This window comes from Ruegeria sp. YS9, from assembly GCF_024628725.1.
Taxonomy (GTDB): Bacteria; Pseudomonadota; Alphaproteobacteria; order Rhodobacterales; family Rhodobacteraceae; genus Ruegeria; species Ruegeria atlantica_C.
In genome coordinates, this window is sequence record NZ_CP102409.1 from 132,128 (window position 1) to 148,115 (window position 15,988).

General features: G+C 60.2%; 15 protein-coding genes. 12 read left to right on the forward strand and 3 right to left on the reverse strand.

What is annotated here, in order from left to right; all coding sequences use genetic code 11:
* Positions 1–37: 37 nt before the first annotated feature.
* From NOR97_RS00650 to NOR97_RS00670, 5 genes are all read left to right on the forward strand, one after another.
* Positions 38–805 carry a uracil-DNA glycosylase family protein gene (locus tag NOR97_RS00650; protein WP_257599915.1) on the forward strand — a complete coding sequence of 256 codons (768 nt, stop codon included), beginning with the start codon at positions 38–40 and terminating at the stop codon, positions 803–805.
* The gene (locus NOR97_RS00655; protein ID WP_170346302.1) at positions 802–1,401 is read left to right on the forward strand and encodes a metallophosphoesterase; all 600 of its coding nucleotides are present in this window, start codon (positions 802–804) and stop codon (positions 1,399–1,401) included. The genes NOR97_RS00650 and NOR97_RS00655 overlap by 4 nt, the downstream gene beginning before the upstream one ends.
* A 196-nt stretch (positions 1,402–1,597) precedes the next feature.
* Positions 1,598–2,140 (forward strand): molybdenum cofactor biosynthesis protein B, encoded by a 543-nt coding sequence (gene moaB / locus NOR97_RS00660; RefSeq protein ID WP_257599916.1) that lies wholly within the window; start codon positions 1,598–1,600, stop codon positions 2,138–2,140.
* Between the two features lie 106 nt (positions 2,141–2,246).
* Positions 2,247–3,695, forward strand: a complete 1,449-nt coding sequence (locus NOR97_RS00665; RefSeq protein WP_257599917.1) for an efflux RND transporter periplasmic adaptor subunit — start codon at positions 2,247–2,249, stop codon at positions 3,693–3,695.
* Between the two features lie 5 nt (positions 3,696–3,700).
* Complete coding sequence (locus NOR97_RS00670) at positions 3,701–7,102, forward strand: efflux RND transporter permease subunit (protein ID WP_257599918.1); 3,402 nt, start codon at positions 3,701–3,703, stop codon at positions 7,100–7,102.
* Here NOR97_RS00670 and NOR97_RS00675 read toward each other — a convergent pair.
* Both NOR97_RS00675 and NOR97_RS00680 read right to left on the reverse strand, forming a co-directional pair.
* Complete coding sequence (locus NOR97_RS00675) at positions 7,069–7,518, reverse strand: NUDIX hydrolase (protein WP_257599919.1); 450 nt, start codon at positions 7,516–7,518, stop codon at positions 7,069–7,071. The two genes, NOR97_RS00670 and NOR97_RS00675, sit on opposite strands and share 34 nt — an antisense overlap.
* A 4-nt stretch (positions 7,519–7,522) precedes the next feature.
* Positions 7,523–8,323, reverse strand: coding sequence for a protein-disulfide reductase DsbD domain-containing protein (locus NOR97_RS00680; RefSeq protein WP_170346307.1), 801 nt, complete (start codon positions 8,321–8,323; stop codon positions 7,523–7,525).
* A 157-nt stretch (positions 8,324–8,480) separates the two neighbouring features.
* Between NOR97_RS00680 and NOR97_RS00685 the strand changes: the two genes are divergently transcribed.
* Positions 8,481–9,035 carry a YqgE/AlgH family protein gene (locus tag NOR97_RS00685; protein WP_152456781.1) on the forward strand — a complete coding sequence of 185 codons (555 nt, stop codon included), beginning with the start codon at positions 8,481–8,483 and terminating at the stop codon, positions 9,033–9,035.
* On the opposite strand, the gene NOR97_RS00690 is transcribed toward NOR97_RS00685, so the two are convergent.
* Positions 9,036–9,986, reverse strand: coding sequence for an L-threonylcarbamoyladenylate synthase (locus NOR97_RS00690; RefSeq protein WP_257599920.1), 951 nt, complete (start codon positions 9,984–9,986; stop codon positions 9,036–9,038).
* 138 nt (positions 9,987–10,124) lie between these two features.
* Between NOR97_RS00690 and NOR97_RS00695 the strand changes: the two genes are divergently transcribed.
* From NOR97_RS00695 to NOR97_RS00720, 6 genes are all read left to right on the forward strand, one after another.
* On the forward strand, positions 10,125–11,828 hold the full coding sequence (locus tag NOR97_RS00695) for an acyl-CoA dehydrogenase (protein ID WP_257599921.1): 1,704 nt from the start codon (positions 10,125–10,127) through the stop codon (positions 11,826–11,828).
* Positions 11,828–12,874, forward strand: coding sequence for an MBL fold metallo-hydrolase (locus NOR97_RS00700; RefSeq protein WP_257599922.1), 1,047 nt, complete (start codon positions 11,828–11,830; stop codon positions 12,872–12,874). Before NOR97_RS00695 ends, NOR97_RS00700 begins: the two co-directional genes overlap by 1 nt.
* Before the next feature lie 4 nt (positions 12,875–12,878).
* Positions 12,879–13,331 carry a DUF6173 family protein gene (locus NOR97_RS00705; protein ID WP_170346311.1) on the forward strand — a complete coding sequence of 151 codons (453 nt, stop codon included), beginning with the start codon at positions 12,879–12,881 and terminating at the stop codon, positions 13,329–13,331.
* A 56-nt stretch (positions 13,332–13,387) separates the two neighbouring features.
* A complete protein-coding gene (locus NOR97_RS00710) occupies positions 13,388–15,229 on the forward strand; it encodes a glycerophosphodiester phosphodiesterase (RefSeq protein WP_257599923.1) in 1,842 nt (613 codons plus the stop codon).
* Positions 15,216–15,755, forward strand: a complete 540-nt coding sequence (locus NOR97_RS00715; RefSeq protein WP_257599924.1) for a hypothetical protein — start codon at positions 15,216–15,218, stop codon at positions 15,753–15,755. The genes NOR97_RS00710 and NOR97_RS00715 overlap by 14 nt, the downstream gene beginning before the upstream one ends.
* Positions 15,756–15,844: 89 nt before the next feature.
* Positions 15,845–15,979, forward strand: a complete 135-nt coding sequence (locus NOR97_RS00720) for an aa3-type cytochrome c oxidase subunit IV (RefSeq protein ID WP_257599925.1) — start codon at positions 15,845–15,847, stop codon at positions 15,977–15,979.
* The last annotated feature ends 9 nt before the right edge of the window (positions 15,980–15,988 follow it).

A 15,988-nucleotide genomic window follows, 5' to 3' on the forward strand; every position in this document is an offset into this window, starting at 1 on the left:
CGCTTTCCCTCAGCCCTCAGGCGGGTAAGTTATCCCTATGGAATCGGGTTTGGACTATTATTCTGCGCGGGCGCTGCTGGAATGGCAGATCGAACTGGGCGCCACCGAGGCAATCGGAGATGCGCCGGTTGACCGGTACGCGTTGCCCGACACCACGGCCAAACCCAAGAAAGCAGAAGCGCGCCCCGCCGCCCCGGCGAAGCCACGGGATGTAAACCCAGTAGCAATCGCAGGATCCGCAGCACAGGGCGCGGGATCGCTGGATCAGTTGCGCGCAGCGATGGACGCTTTCGAACATTGCGAGCTCAAACGCGGTGCGCGGCAGTTGGTCTTTGCCGCTGGGACCCCCGGCGCACGGGTTATGATCATTGGCGAGGCGCCGGGCCGCGATGAGGACCGCGAAGGCAAGCCCTTTGTCGGCCGTGCGGGCCAATTGCTGGACCGGATGCTGGCGGCAATTGAGCTGGATCGTCGCGAGAACGTCTATATCACCAACGTGCTGCCATGGCGGCCCCCGCAGAACCGCGACCCCAAACCCGAAGAGATCGGGATGATGAAGCCGTTCCTGGAACGTCATGTGGCCCTGGCCAGGCCAGAGGTTCTGGTGGTGATGGGGAATATCAGCTGTCAGGCCGTGCTTGGCAAACGCGGCATCACCCGCCTGCGCGGCAAATGGGATCAGGCGATGGATCTGCCGGTGATTCCGATGTTCCACCCGGCTTATCTGCTGCGACAACCGCAGATGAAACGGCAGGCCTGGGCGGATCTGCTGGAACTGAAAGCGCGGCTGCGAGGTGCAACATGAAGGTTCTGGCATTCTCTGATCTGCACATGGCGCGCAACCGTGCGGCCGATCTGGTAGCCGCCAGCGCCGAGGCTGATCTGGTCATCGGCGCCGGTGATTATTGCAATTCGCGTCAGGGGCTGGACGAGGCGATGCAGATGCTGTCGGGCATTTCGGCCCCGCTGGTCCTGATCCCGGGAAACGCGGAAAGTGCAGAAGAGCTGGGCAATGCGGCCCCGGACGGTGTTCATGTCCTGCATGGGTCTGGCATGACCATAGACGGCTTGCGCTTGTTTGGCCTTGGCTACGGCGTACCACCGACTCCGTTCGGAGCCTGGTCCTGTGACCTGACAGAAGGTGAGGCGTCCGAGATGCTCGACCGGTGTGAGACGGCTGATGTCCTGATCGTTCATTCTCCGCCCAAAGGGTATGGGGATCAGACATCGCAAGGCCTTTCGGTCGGATCAACTGCCATACGAGATGCGGTGGAACGCCTTCAGCCGGGGTTTGCGTTCTTTGGCCATGTGCATGAAAGCTGGGGCTATCGAGGGTCCTTGGGTCGAACACAACTGGCCAATCTGGGACCGAAACCGAATTGGTTTGAAGTAGGCCCATGACCAAAACCTTCCCCTTGTTGGCGCCCATTCGGCAGTTTGTGAACCCCGGGGCGGGATCATTGCCGTCGGAGTGTTTGTCGTGAACGGGCAGCATGTCGGCAACCGGCGCGCCTCGCGTATTATTGGTTGGATCACGGGGCGCATATGTTCCGCCCTCGCAATCCGACTTGTCATGATTGAAAGGGCCTGACGCAAGATGTCACGCATTGACGAAACCATGGAGTTCATCCCCGTAAGAATTGCCGTTCTGACCGTTTCGGACACCAGATCGATGGACGAAGATCGCTCGGGGCAGACATTGGTGGACCGGATCGAAAAAGCGGGCCATGTGGTCGCGGATCGCCAGATCATCCGGGATGAGCGCGACCAGATCGCCGACCAGTTGCGGGCATGGGTGGCGGATGAGCGGATCGATGTCGTGATCTCGACCGGCGGAACGGGTCTGACCGGGCGGGACGTGACAGTCGAGGCGCATCGGGACGTGTACGAAAAAGAGATCGACGCATTCGGTACCGTCTTCACTATAATCTCGATGGAAAAAATCGGCACCTCGGCGGTGCAGTCCCGTGCAACCGGGGGCGTTGCGGGGGGAACATACCTGTTTGCATTGCCCGGCAGCCCGGGGGCCTGCAAGGATGCGTGGGATGGGATTTTGGAAAAACAGTTCGATTACCGGCATCGCCCCTGCAATTTTGTGGAAATAATGCCCAGATTGGACGAACATCTGCGACGGAAGTAGACTGGTCGTACGTTCAATTCCGTATAACCGCTTTGTGGCTTGGCATAATTCGTGATCCGGCTACATGTTGTGGACGGCAGCTTGGTGCAACCGGGGTAACTGTTTGATGCGATTTCTACGGCAGAGTCTTGTCGGTGTCTTTCTGGCGTTCCTGACGCTTGCTCTGCTGTTTGTTGCTGCGCAGATCATCATGGGTGCCGTTCAGGACGTCCTGACGCGTGAGGACCAGGCGCCCGCCGCTCGGGAACGGGTCTTTGCGGTTGCCGTACGTCAGGCCGAGGCGGAAACCGTTATCCCCTATCTCGAAGCATTCGGAGAGGTCCAGAGCCGGCGCAGGCTGGAATTGCGCGCGGCACTGGGTGGCCGTGTTGTTGCCCTGGCAGAAGACTTTGTGGATGGCGGAACGGTAACTGCCGGGGAAGTTCTGGTGGAACTGGATCCGGCGGATGCCCAATCCGCGCTGGATCGGGCCAAGTCCGATCTTTTGGACGCACAATTCGAAGAACGTGATGCCGAACGGTCTCTGCTGCTGGCGCAGGACGAATTGAAATCGGCCGAGGCGCAAGCCGAACTGCGGGAACGGGCGCTGCAACGGCAACGCGATCTGGAGTCCCGAGGGGTAGGCGCCGCCGCCAGCGTGGAAGAGGCGGAACTGGCGGCTGCGTCAGCCCAACAGGCCGTTCTGGCGCGTCGTATCGCGCTTGCACAGGCTGAATCCCGCGTCGATCAGGCAACGACATTGTTGGCGCGGGCTGAGATAGCCCTGAAGGCGGCGGAACGCGATCTTGACGATATGACCATTCGGGCCGGTTTCAGCGGCACCCTGACCGATGTGACGCTTGTGGAAGGGCGCTTGGTGTCGGCAAATGAAAAACTGGCTGAACTTGTTGATCCAAACGCTCTTGAAGTGGCATTCCGGGTGTCAACGGCACAATATGTGCGTCTGTTGGACGAGAATGACAGGCTGATCAACGCACCGGTGACGGTTTCGCTTGAGGTGACGGGCACCGATCTGACCGCGACAGGCTATATCAGCCGTGACAGCGGGTCAGCGGGCGAGGGCCGGACCGGACGTTTGATCTATGCGCGTCTGCAAGAAGCATCCGGGTTCAAGCCAGAAGATTTCGTCACCGTCTCGGTTCAGGAACAACCGCTTGCCAACGTGTTCCGCTTGCCGTCTTCGGCATTGGACGCATCAGGAACGGTTCTGGTGCTGGGTGCGGATGACCGTCTGGAAAGCTTGCCGGTGCAGCTTGTCCGCAGACAGGGTGACGAGGTTTTGCTGCGGGGCGACGGGTTGGAAGGGCGCGAGGTCGTCATCGGTCGCACGCCATTGCTTGGGCCTGGCGTGCGGGTGCGGCCCTTGCGGCTTGAGGCCGGGGCAGACCCGGGCATGGTCGAGCTGTCAGATGCGAAACGCGCTGAACTCGTGGCCCGGGTTGAGGCCAACGAAACCATGCCTCAGGATGAAAAAACTCAGGTTCTCGGTCAGTTGCGGTCAGCGCGCGTACCTTCATCTCTGGTGCGGCGCATTGAAACCAAGGCCGGGGGCTGAGCGTCATGATGCGCGAGATACCTGGCGCAGCGGGTGGCCTTCTCAGTTACTTCACACGGCACCGGACGGTGGCCAATTTGCTGCTGCTGGTGATGCTGGTTCTGGGCGCGGCTGCCATTCCGAACATGCGGGCGCAGTTCTTTCCGGATGTCATTCTGGAACGCATCGATGTGACCGTCTCGTGGGAAGGTGCAGGCCCCGAGGACATGGATGCCGGTATCGTGCAGTTGTTGGAACCTGCGCTGCTGGCCGTTGAAGGGGTAACCAGTACCGAGGCCAGTTCACACCCAAGTTGGACCCGCGTCAGACTGGAGTTCGAGCCGAACTGGGACATGTCCCGCGCGGTCGAAGATGTCCGGTCCGCGATAGACGGTGTGACGGATCTGCCCGAAGGCTCGGAAGAACCTGAAATTCGACGCGGCGCTTGGCGGGATCGGGTGACGGATGTCGTTATCAGTGGCCCCACCGACACCAATCAACTGGCGAAGCTGACGGATGAGTTCATCAACCGCTTGTTCTCGGCGGGCGTCACGCGTACCGAAATCAGGGGCATTGCCGCGCCCCAGATCATTGTCGAGATCACCACGGCGCAATTGATCGCCAATGACATCACCATGGAAGAGATCGCATCGGCGATTGCGGGCGAGGTCAGCACCGATCCCGCTGGTGAGGTTGAGGGCGCAGGTGCGCGTATCCGGGCCGGAACCGAAAAGCGGACCCCGGAACAGATCGAAGACATCGCGCTGCGGACCTTTGCCAACGGGTCGAAGCTGAAAGTCGGTGATATCGCCAGGATTCGGGTCGAAGGTGTCACACGGCATCGCAGTTATTTCGTCGACGACGATCCGGCCATGTCCATCCGGGTCGACCGGTCAAATCTGGGCGATGCGATAGACATCCAGCACACGGTCGAAGATGTTGCCCGCGAAATGCAGGCCAGCTTGCCCGAAGGTGTGAAGATTGAGCTGATCCGCACCCGCGCCCAGGCCATAACCGACCGATTGAACATCCTGGTCAACAACGGGTTGATGGGTCTTGGCCTTGTCGTCTGCCTTCTGTTCTTGTTCCTCAACGCGCGCATCGCCTTCTGGGTTGCGGCAGGTATCCCGGTGGCGATGTCAGCGGCAATTGCGTTGATGTATCTGGGGGGATTGTCGCTGAACATGGTGTCGCTGTTCGGTCTGATCATCACGCTGGGCATCGTGGTTGATGACGCCATCGTGGTGGGGGAACACGCGGATTTCCGCGCCCGGCGTTTGGGTGAGCCGCCTGTCGTGGCTGCGGAACGTGCGGCGCGGCGAATGGCCATGCCGGTTCTGGCTGCGACCGTCACGACGGTAATCGCGTTCTTCGGTCTGACGCTAGTGGGCGGACGTTTCGGCGAACTGATCCGCGACATTCCTTTTACAGTGATCGCTGTACTGATCGCTTCGCTGGTCGAATGCTTCCTGATCCTTCCCAACCACATGGCACACGCCATCGCACATTCGGCCAAGGAACACTGGTATGACCTGCCCAACCGGGTCGTCAATCGTGGTTTCCGTTGGGTTCGGGACCACCTGTTCCGCCCGTTGATCGCCTGGGTGATATGGGCGCGTTACGTGGTCGTGGCGCTGATGATCGCGGTACTGGCCAGCCAGGTCGCGCTGTTCATTCGCGGCGACGTGAACTGGCGTTTTTTCAATGCACCAGAACGAAGTTCGGTGACCGGCGGCTTTATCATGCGCGAAGGCTCGACGCGATCAGATACGCTGGAAATGATGCGCCTTCTGCAACAGGCGGTCAATGATCTGGGCCAGATCTACGAAGAGCGTCACGGCCGCAATCCGATCGACTATGTCCTGGCCGAGGTTGGCGGCAACGCAGGCCGGCAACTGGCTGCCGCGGATGGTAAGGATGGCAGTTTGTTGGGCGGTATCTCGATCGAGCTTATCGATGCCGATCTGCGCCCTTACTCGAGTTTCGAATTCGTCGGAGAGTTGCAGGAATTCGCGCCGCGCCATCCCAAGCTCGAAGTGGTAAGCTTCCGCGGTTGGCGGTCCGGCCCTGGCGGCGATGCCATCGATGTGCAGTTTTTCGGCTCTGATGTGAGCGTTCTCAAGGCCGCGTCCGAAGACTTGCAGGCCGAGCTGTCGAAATTCCCCGAAGTCTCGGCGCTGGAAGACAACCTGGCTTATGACAAGGAAGAGTTCATCCTGGACCTGACCGCGCAGGGAGAGGCGCTGGGATTCCGGATTGAAACGCTGGGTCGCGCCCTGCGCAATCGCCTGAACGGCATCGAAGCGGCGACATTCCCGGACGGACCACGCAGTGCCGAGATCCGTGTGGAACTGCCTGAGGGCGAACTGACGGCAGATTTCCTCGAGCGTACGCTGATGCGGTCTCCTGACGGGGTTTACGTACCGCTGGCCGACATCGTATCGGTCGAGCGTAAATCCGGTTTCTCGACGGTTCGGCGCGAAAACGGCCTGAGGGTTGTTTCGGTCTACGGCGACATCTCGGAAGATGATCCGGCACGCGCCACCGAAATCGAATGGGCGATGCAGGAAGAAATTCTGCCCGATATCGCAGCCGAGCGGCAAGTTGAGTGGCGCATGTCGGGTCTGAGAGAACAGGAAAATGAATTCCTTGCCGAAGCCCGCACCGGTTTGATCCTGTGCCTGACAGGTATCTACCTTGTACTGGCCTGGGTGTTCGCCAGCTGGACACGGCCAGTGGTTGTCATGGCAATCATCCCTTTCGGCCTCGTTGGTGCGATCTGGGGCCACTACATCTGGGAAGTGCCGCTCAGCATGTTCACGGTGGTCGGATTGCTGGGCATGACGGGGATCATCATCAACGACTCGATCGTTCTGGTGACGACGATAGATGCCTATCAAAAAGACCGAGGTCTGGTTCCGTCCATTGTCGAAGGTACCGCAGACAGGTTGCGGCCGGTGATGCTGACCACTTTGACCACGGTTCTTGGACTTGCGCCGTTGCTTTACGAAGGCTCGCAACAGGCACAATTCCTCAAGCCGACCGTGATCACGCTGGTTTACGGTCTTGGGTTCGGGATGCTGCTGGTTCTGATCCTTGTGCCTGCCCTGCTGGCGATCCTCAATGACGTGGCGCGTCCGATGACAGCCATGCGCCGCGCTGCGCGGGCACCCGACCGGGTGGTTCGGGGGGCGCTGGCGGCAACCGGGGCCGCATTGGCTGTTTGGTTCGGCCTGACGATGATATGGCCCGCGGTTACCGGCGCGCCGCTTGGTGTGCTGCAAGGCCTCTATGCGGGTGGAGATGGCATTGCGGTGCTGCGAATGGGGTTGGGTGCATTCCTGGCCGGGGCAATTCTGATCGTGATCCTGAGCGTGGTGCTGTCAGGTTTGCTTTATGGGCGGCTGACAAGATCGGCCGATGCCTGATCCGCGCGGATCGCGTGTTCCAAAAGGTCGATGACCCGCGCGCTCATCGGCAGGTCGCCCCGGCGTATCTGCTCGATGGCAAACCAGCGGGCATTCAGCGCGTCGTCACCAGCCTGTGGTGTGCCGGACCGATAGCGGCAGGCAACGCCGACCAACAGGTAATGGGACAGAACCCGCCCCGCCTTGTCGTGACGCAGCAGATCCAAGTTTCTCAGGTAATGTGACGGTTCCGCAATCACCGAGGTTTCTTCGCGCAACTCGCGCTGCGCCGCCTGCAAAACGGTTTCACCCCACTCCACGTGGCCGCCGGGGAACCCCCACAGCCCTTTGTCCGGCTGTTTGCTGCGCTGAACCAGAAGAACCTTGCTCTGATGCAGAACAACCGCCAACGCACCGATCTTGGGGGATTGGCTCATGCAGTCAGCCCGCGCTACAGCCCAGAATATCGACGGCGTGATCGGAACCCAGAACGGTGATCCGGATCTCGGACCGGTCCAGTGCAAAAGGTGCACCTGATGCGTGTATGATTTCCGCTTCAGCCACCAATGTATCCCCCTGCCTTCGAGACACAGGCTGCGAGGCCCAAAGCGAAGGATTGCCGGGTTCGATAACGGCGACTTCACGGCCACCCGCTGACGGCATCGTCATCCGCGCCTCTATCCGCATTCCGTCTTTCGTGGGCGTCAGATTGCAGGTGGTCTTGGTGACACGGGCCTCGCGCGCGGAATAGGGCCTTTGCGCCATCGCTGCGGCAATCGCCGGGTTGCGATCAGCGTCCGCGTCCAGCGTATGGTCGAAATCCAGGCGTTCCGGGATGCAAACGTCTTTGCAGACCCCCAGATCCATCCTGCCTTTCAGGTGGACCGGTTTTGCCGGGTTGCGCGGAGTGACCTTGATGGGCAAGACCAGCTGGTTTTCATAGCCAATCGATTGCAGGCCATCCTGATCGAAGATTTCGGGCGCGGGCCAGATGATTTCCACCTGGCCGATATTGCTGGATCGCTTCCAGTCGAACTCGGGCGGGATGCCGGAATCTCCTGGCGCGCGCCAGTAGGTCTTCCAGCCATCCTTGAGCGTCAGCTTCAAAGCGGACATGTAGGTGCCGTTGGCCGCCCGACCACCATCCAGAACATCCAACTGAACCACGTCATCCAGGCCTTGCGCGGCAACTGGAACGGACAGGCTCAGACACGCGAGTGCGGCGACAGCGGTGGGTTTCATCGACATCTTCATACCCCATAAATGCGCGTCGTTGGCGCGGATTCCAAGTCACGATCCGGTCACCGCGATGAAATCCGTCGAAATACGGGTTCGACTCTTGCAAACTATGGTGCGGCGGGGCCATTGTTGACGTGAACTGACAAAGAGATGACGGCCCATGGACCTGACCGGAAAACTGTTGATTGCGATGCCCGGAATGGGCGATCCGCGATTCGACCATTCGGTAGTGTATATGTGCAGCCATGGCGACGATGGCGCCATGGGATTGATCGTGAACAAGCCTTCGGATCTGCGAATCAAGACGTTGCTGGGGCAACTGAACATCGCCTGTCGTATCCCGGTCATCGGAGAGCGCCTTGTGCATTTCGGTGGCCCGGTTGAGATGTCGCGCGGATTTGTCCTGCACAGCGCCGACTATGAGGCCAATCTGCATTCGATGCATATATCCGCAGATTTCAGCATGACGGCGACGCTGGATGTGCTTGAAGATCTGGCGTCTGGCAGCGGACCGCTGAATTCGATGCTGACGCTGGGCTATTCCGGCTGGGGGCCAGGTCAGCTTGAGGACGAAATTGCCATGAACGGCTGGCTGACCACCGAAGCCACGACGAAACTTGTCTTCGACGTGCCCGATGACGAAAAATGGGAAGCTGCGTTGGCGACGCTCGGTGTGGATCCTCTGACGTTGTCCGCCAGCGCTGGCCGGGCCTGATCAGCTGTCGCGTGGTGCGGCGGCGCGGCGCAACCTGTCATTGATTGCAGCCCCCAATCCGGTGTTCGGTATCGGAGATACGGCAATTGGTCGCCCGGTCTCGTTCAGCCTGTGAAGGGCTGCAAAGAGGTTCGCGGCCGCCTCGGTCAGACGTCCTTCGGCAGACAGGTTCAGGTCGCAATCCACTGGTCCGAAGCCCAGCAGAACCTCATCGCCCTGACGGGCCGTGGCATTCAGGCGAACAGGCGCATCCGGCGCATAATGCGACTGCAACTGTCCCGGAGCGGTCAGCAGATCGCCGGATTGACGCAGGTGCAGTCGCATGTTCAGCACTCTTTCGACCCGGTCCAACGCAACGCCACCCGGACGCAGCAATGTGGGCTCTCCGGCCAGACCGACAATGGTGGATTCCAGACCCACCGCACAGGGGCCGTCGTTCAGAACAGCTGCGATCCTTCCGCCAAGACCGGACCACACATGAGCCGCCGTCGTGGGGCTGATCTGACCCGAGGGGTTTGCCGAGGGGGCCGCGACCGGTCCGTCAAAGTCGGCCAGCAGCGCACGCGCCGTCGGATGCGCGGGCACGCGCACGGCCAGAGTGTCCAGCCCGGCGGTCACCAGTGAGGAAACCCCGTGCCCTTCGCGCAACGGCAAAACCAGGGTCAGAGGACCGGGCCAGAAGGCCTGTGCCAGCTGCTCGGCCTGATCCGACCATTGCACAAACCGCTGTGCCGCTTCGACCGAGGCGACATGGGCGATCAGCGGATTGAAGCTGGGCCGTCCCTTGGCCTCGTAGATCGATGCGACGGCCTGACCGTTGCGGGCATCGCCGCCAAGGCCATAGACCGTTTCGGTCGGAAAGGCGACCAGAAGCCCCTGGCGCAAAAAATCGGCAGCCTGCGCGATACCGCCGGGATCTGCCGTCAATTCCTGTGTGCCGGATGAGATCATAACTGATGACGCCGCGTTTTGGTTGCCTGGAACTTGAGGAAAGGTAGGTAATCGGTTCAGGCCCACACGCTTACCGGCGCTTGCATTTGATTCCAAGCCCGCCGATGTATTCTGATCCGTTAGACCCCGAGAGAAATCATGCTATATCGCGCCCCAATCTCAGATTATCAATTTCTGCTGGACCATGTCGTCGGGTTCGACCAGGTCGCCGCCACCGAGACTTTTGCAGATGCCAGCGCCGATGTCGTCACGGCCATCCTGACCGAAGCGGCCAAGATGAGCGAAGAGGTTCTGGCCCCGTTGCAGCGTGCTGGTGATCTGGAACCGGCACGTCTTGAGAATGGCGTGCTGCGCAGCTCTCCGGGTTATGCCGATGGCTGGAAGGCGATTGCCGAAGGCGGGTGGATCGGGATCAGCGCTGATCCTGAATATGGCGGTATGGGCCTGCCGATGGCTGTCACCACTGCCGTGAACGAGATGATGAGCGCCGCTTGCCTGTCGTTGCAACTGGCTCCGCTGATGGCGCAGGGCCAGATCGAGGCGTTGGAACATCACGCCAGCGACGAACTGAAGTCGCTGTATCTGCCCAAAATGATTTCCGGCGAATGGTCAGCCACCATGAACCTGACCGAAGCGCAGGCCGGATCGGATGTGGGGGCGCTGACCTCGAAGGCTGAACCAAATGGTGATGGCACATACTCGGTGACCGGGCAGAAGATATTCATTTCCTGGGGCGACAACGACTTTGCCGAAAACATCTGCCATCTGGTTCTGGCCCGCCTGCCGGACGGTGTGCCCGGCACCAAGGGCATTTCCTTGTTTCTGGTGCCGAAATACATCCCCGATTCGGATGGCAATCCCGGCGCGGCCAACGACCTGAAGGTTGTATCTGTCGAACACAAGATGGGTCTGCACGGCTCACCCACCTGTGTGATGCAATATGACGGCGCCAAAGGATGGCTTGTCGGTAAGGAACATGGTGGTATGGCGGCCATGTTTACCATGATGAACAACGCCCGCCTGGGCGTGGGTGGCCAGGGTGTGGGCGTTGCGGAAGGCGCCTATCAGCACGCTTTGGCCTATGCGCTGGAACGCAAGCAGGGCAGGACGCCTTCGGGTACGATCATCGATCATGCGGATGTGCGTCGCATGATCATGGATATGCGCGCCGATGTCTTTGCAGCTCGGGCGATTCTTCTGGCCAACGCAACGGCGATTGATATGGCGAAAGCCACCGGCGACGCCGATTGGGCCGCGCGGGCTGCGTTGTTGACGCCAATCGGCAAAAACTTTGGGGCCCGGACCGGAATACGCGTGGCCGAAACCGGCGTGCAGGTGCATGGCGGCATGGGCTTTGTCGAAGAAACGGGTGCGGCGCAGTATTCCCGCGATGTTCGCGTAACCGCGATCTACGAGGGAACCGATGGCATTCAGGCCATGGACCTTGTTGCGCGCAAAATGATGGACGGGGGCGAGGCGGCGTCGAACCTTCTGGACGAGATCGAAGAACAGGCAGAGCACGCGCGTGCGACGATGCCCGATCTGGCCGGTCCAGTTTGGGAGGCCACGGAAACCCTGCGCGAGGCAACCGAATGGTTGGTGGCGCAGGACGACATGAACGATCGGTTTGCAGGCGCAACGGCATATCTTCTGGCGTTTGCCCGGGTGCTTGGCGGGCACTATCACCTGTCCGCGGCACTGGCCGATCCGGATGGACCACGGGCCAAACTGGCGCGGTACTACATCAACGCTTTGTTGCCCGAGCATTCCGGCCTTCTGGCGCGGGTGCAAAGCGGTGCGGATGACCTCTTTTCGCTCAGCCCGGATGAATTGGCGGCGTGATGGGCGGGGATCGCGTATCGGGGATCAGATATCCGTGGGCGGAACCGCCCGCGCCGGGTGAAGCCGTCGAGGTTGCCGAGGGTGTCCTGTGGATGCGCCTGCCTCTTCCGATGGCGCTGGATCACGTCAATATCTACGCGCTGGACGATGGCGAAGGTTGGACGGTGATTGACACCGGGCTGTCGTCGAAAAAGACGCGGCGTATCTGGGAAACCCTGATGGGCGGGCCTTTGAAAGGCAAACCGATCACCCGTGTGGTGGTGACGCATCATCATCCTGACCATGTCGGCAATGCCGGATGGTTTCAGTCGGAACACGGGGCCGAGCTGGTCACAAGCCGCACCTCATGGCTGTTCGCGCGGATGCTGACGCTGGATGTGCAAGAGACATGGCCGCAGGAAACGCTTGATTTCTATCGCAACGCCGGCATGGCGCCCGAGGTTCTGAATGCGCGGATGAAGGATCGTCCGTTCAACTTTGCCGACACGGTTTACCCCATGCCGCTGGGCTTTGCCCGCATCAAGCAGGGCGACGTGATCCGAATGGGAGGGCGCGATTGGGATGTGCATATGGGCAATGGCCACGCGCCGGAACACGCCACTTTCTGGAGCCGTGACGACAAACTGGTGTTGAGCGGCGATCAGATTCTCAGCTCGATCAGTCCCAATCTGGGCGTCTATGCCACGGAACCGATGGCCGATCCGGTTTCAGCGTGGCTGGAAGCCTGCGAGCGGTTGCAGACGCTTGCTCGGCCCGATCATCTGGTTCTGGGCGGGCACAAGCTGCCGTTTTCGGGCCTGCCGCTGAGGATGAAACAGCTGATCGACAACCATCACGGCGCGTTGGACCGCCTGTTGAAGCATCTGGATCAACCCAGAGCGGCCGCAGATTGTTTTCTGCCACTGTTCAAACGCACGATCCGCGAAGGCGAATATGGGCTTGCGCTGGTTGAGGCGGTTGCGCATGTGAATCATCTCTACCACATTGGTGCGGTAACCCGGACGCAACGCGCTGACGGGGCATGGCTGTATCAGCGCAAAGGGTAGAAGAATGCAGGACCAGATCGAAACCTCGGCCGAGGCCGCCGAAGCCGCCGCTTTGCCGCGGTGTCACGAGGTGCACGCGGATCCCAATGCCGAATCCGGAGCCAAGGACCTGCCCGAGGGGTTGAAGAAGCCTGTTGCCAACAAAAGCCCGGCGCAATGGGCTTACGAGCGTCTGATCATGTATATCCAGAACTTTGAAAAGACTCTGGACGGCGATCACGAAGTCGCCATGGGCTTTACCGGCGGCGATGCCGGCGTCATGCGGATCGAAGGGATGGGGTATTTCGACCCCGACATGATCACTTTTTACGGATCTGACGGAACCGGGGCCCGCACGCAATTGGTGCAGCATGTCAGCCAGTTGAACGTGATGCTGCGCGCCCTGCCCAAATCGGTCGAGGACAAACCCGCCAACCGCATCGGTTTCCGTCTGGCGGCGGATCTGGAAGACAGCTGACTTGCAATTCACGCTTGCGCGCCTTTGAATGACTGCATCAGTCCGGAGGCGCCCACGTGACAAGATTTTTTCAAGCAGTAACACATGCCTATGCAGGTGCCTGGGAACGGCGCCGGGTCTTTGTGCCAATCTATATCGCTGTGCGCTTGCTGCTGGTGGCGCTGATCGCGCCGGGTGTGGCTGTGGCTGTCAATCTGGCGGTCTCTCTGTCAAATCAGACCGCTCTGACCGATCAGGACATTGCGATGTTCCTGCTGTCTCCGGCAGGGTTCATCGCGGGTGTTGCGGTGCTCAGTCTGTTCTTGCTGGCCGAGGTGCTTGTGTTCGCGGTCATGGCCGGGTCCTTGCGTATGGGAGAAAATGACCCCTGGCGCGCAGGCAGCGCGGCACTGGCACTGAACCTGTCCCGCTTTCCGGCGCTGTTCGGATTTGCCGTTCGGTTCATCCTGCGCGTTCTGCTGCTCGCCTTGCCGTTTGTGGCCATCGCGGGGTTGATCGCATGGTGGACGCTGACGGAATATGACATCAATTATTACCTGACATTCCACCCTCCGGCCTTTCAGGTGGCCGTGGTTCTGATCGGACTTGTCGTTCTTGCGTTGGCATGGGTGTTGATCCGCCGACTGTCGGGATGGGCGCTGGCGTTGCATCTGGTCCTGTTCGAGGGGGCCTCACCACGCGGAGCATTCGCGAAAAGCGAACAAAAGATGGAAGGCAAGCGCGGGCGTTTGAAGATCGAGCTTGCCCTTTGGCTGGGACTGCGGCTTGTGATTGCGGCTTTGATTGCGGCGGTGGCCAGTCTGTTGTTTGCGGTTGTGCCCTTGCAGGAAGGCGGCAGCCTCAGACTGGCATTGATCCTCAGCCTGATCATTGCGGGGCTTTGGTCCCTGACGGGCTTGGTTCTGGCGGCCACGGCGCTGGGCGCATTGGCGGTCTTGCTGGACGGTTTCTTTGAAGCTGAGACCAAGGACGTTCCCCATCCCGAACCCCGAAGGATCCGCGTGCCGGTTCTTGTCACTGTCGCGGCGGCCTTGGCCGCGTTGGGCGTTGGCTTCTGGCTTGGGCAAAGCTTGCTGGAACGCGTGCAGGCGCCGGATCAAGCCGAGGTCATCGGCCATCGGGGCGCTGCGGCTTTGCGACCTGAAAACACAATGGCCTCGGTCCTGAAAGCGATAGAAGATGGTGCGGACTGGGTTGAGATAGACGTTCAGGAAACGGCGGACGATGTGGTTGTCGTGGCCCATGACAGCGATTTCATGAAATTGGCCGGCGTCAACCTGAAGGTCTGGGATGCGACCATGCAGGATGTGGCTGATATCGACATCGGAAGCTGGTTCGGACCGGAATACGCCGCAGAGCGGACCCCGACCCTGCGAGAGGTACTGGAAGCGGCCAAAGGTAAGTCGAAGGTTCTTATCGAGTTGAAATATTATGGTCACGACGTCGATCTGGAAAATCGGGTGATCGGCCTTGTCGAAGAACTTGGGATGCAGAACGACGTTGCCACCATGTCGCTGAAATACCCGGCCGTGCAAAAGATGGAAAAGTTGCGGCCCGATTGGCGCTCTGGTGTGCTGGCGGCCACGGCCATTGGGGATCTGTCGGGGTTGGAAGGTGAATTTGTCGCCGTCAATGCAGGCATGGTTACACCCGGGCTGATCCGCAAAGTGCAGGACGCTGGTAAGGATATCTATGTCTGGACGGTGAATGATCCGTTGCAGATGTCCAGGATGGCCTCGATGGGTGTGGATGGTTTGATTACCGACCGCCCGGCCATGGCCAATGAGGTTTTGCGCGTCCGCGCTGAAATGGGGCCGGGCGAGCGGCTCTTGCTGTGGCTGGCAACCACCTTTGGATTGCAGGTCGATACAGAGGCGATGCGCGATGAAAGCCCTTAACATGGCGCTGTTTCTGTCTCTGCTGCCACTGTCGGCATGGGCACAGGATCTGATGCGCGGATTTGAGATGCCGGGCCACCGCGCCCTGATCGAGCAAAGCAAGGACGCCGAACTGACGCCGTTTGCAACCGATGGCTGTTCAGGCGGGTTGTCAGCCAGTTGGCGCTGGGTAGCAAAACAATTCCCACAGGTTGGCGCGCTATATCAAGAGCACCCGCCGTGGGAGTACTGCTGCGTCATCCACGACCGGGCATATCACAATGCTGGCGGTGCAGAGACAGCCAACGAAAGCTATGAGGCACGTCTGGCAGCGGATGACGCCTTGCATGCCTGTGTGGTGCAGCACGGAGACAACCATGCCGAGGACTATGCCGACCAGTACGACATGTCGCCTGAACAGATTCGCAGCGTGCACGCGATCACTGCGGATGCAATGTACGGGGCGGTGCGATTCGGTGGCGGGCCGTGCAGCGGCCTGCCCTGGCGGTGGGGGTTCGGGTATCCCGGTTGTTCGGTTCTCAAGTAACAGCGTCCTGCGCGCGAATGACGTGGTGACAGGCGTTCTGTTTTCTATTATCCAACAGATCAAACACGCGAATTGGGAATCTGAGACTCATGGCTGAACACAAGCACGGCGAAATGGACATCACGGTCCAAACCAAGACATTCAACAGTTTCATCAAGGCCACCACGTGGTGTGTGGTCGCCATTGCCTTCCTGTGCCTGTTCTTGGCGGTTTTCGCCTCCTAATCATTTCGG

What these genes read in the sequence shown, in the direction of transcription:
- NOR97_RS00650 (WP_257599915.1), top strand. Translation starts at nt 38, where the DNA reads ATGGAATCGGGTTTGGACTATTATTCTGCGCGGGCGCTGCTGGAATGG.
- NOR97_RS00655 (WP_170346302.1), top strand. Translation starts at nt 802, where the DNA reads ATGAAGGTTCTGGCATTCTCTGATCTGCACATGGCGCGCAACCGTGCG.
- moaB (WP_257599916.1), top strand. Translation starts at nt 1,598, where the DNA reads ATGTCACGCATTGACGAAACCATGGAGTTCATCCCCGTAAGAATTGCC.
- NOR97_RS00665 (WP_257599917.1), top strand. Translation starts at nt 2,247, where the DNA reads ATGCGATTTCTACGGCAGAGTCTTGTCGGTGTCTTTCTGGCGTTCCTG.
- NOR97_RS00670 (WP_257599918.1), top strand. Translation starts at nt 3,701, where the DNA reads ATGATGCGCGAGATACCTGGCGCAGCGGGTGGCCTTCTCAGTTACTTC.
- NOR97_RS00675 (WP_257599919.1), bottom strand. Translation starts at nt 7,518, where the DNA reads ATGAGCCAATCCCCCAAGATCGGTGCGTTGGCGGTTGTTCTGCATCAG.
- NOR97_RS00680 (WP_170346307.1), bottom strand. Translation starts at nt 8,323, where the DNA reads ATGAAACCCACCGCTGTCGCCGCACTCGCGTGTCTGAGCCTGTCCGTT.
- NOR97_RS00685 (WP_152456781.1), top strand. Translation starts at nt 8,481, where the DNA reads ATGGACCTGACCGGAAAACTGTTGATTGCGATGCCCGGAATGGGCGAT.
- NOR97_RS00690 (WP_257599920.1), bottom strand. Translation starts at nt 9,986, where the DNA reads ATGATCTCATCCGGCACACAGGAATTGACGGCAGATCCCGGCGGTATC.
- NOR97_RS00695 (WP_257599921.1), top strand. Translation starts at nt 10,125, where the DNA reads ATGCTATATCGCGCCCCAATCTCAGATTATCAATTTCTGCTGGACCAT.
- NOR97_RS00700 (WP_257599922.1), top strand. Translation starts at nt 11,828, where the DNA reads ATGGGCGGGGATCGCGTATCGGGGATCAGATATCCGTGGGCGGAACCG.
- NOR97_RS00705 (WP_170346311.1), top strand. Translation starts at nt 12,879, where the DNA reads ATGCAGGACCAGATCGAAACCTCGGCCGAGGCCGCCGAAGCCGCCGCT.
- NOR97_RS00715 (WP_257599924.1), top strand. Translation starts at nt 15,216, where the DNA reads ATGAAAGCCCTTAACATGGCGCTGTTTCTGTCTCTGCTGCCACTGTCG.
- NOR97_RS00720 (WP_257599925.1), top strand. Translation starts at nt 15,845, where the DNA reads ATGGCTGAACACAAGCACGGCGAAATGGACATCACGGTCCAAACCAAG.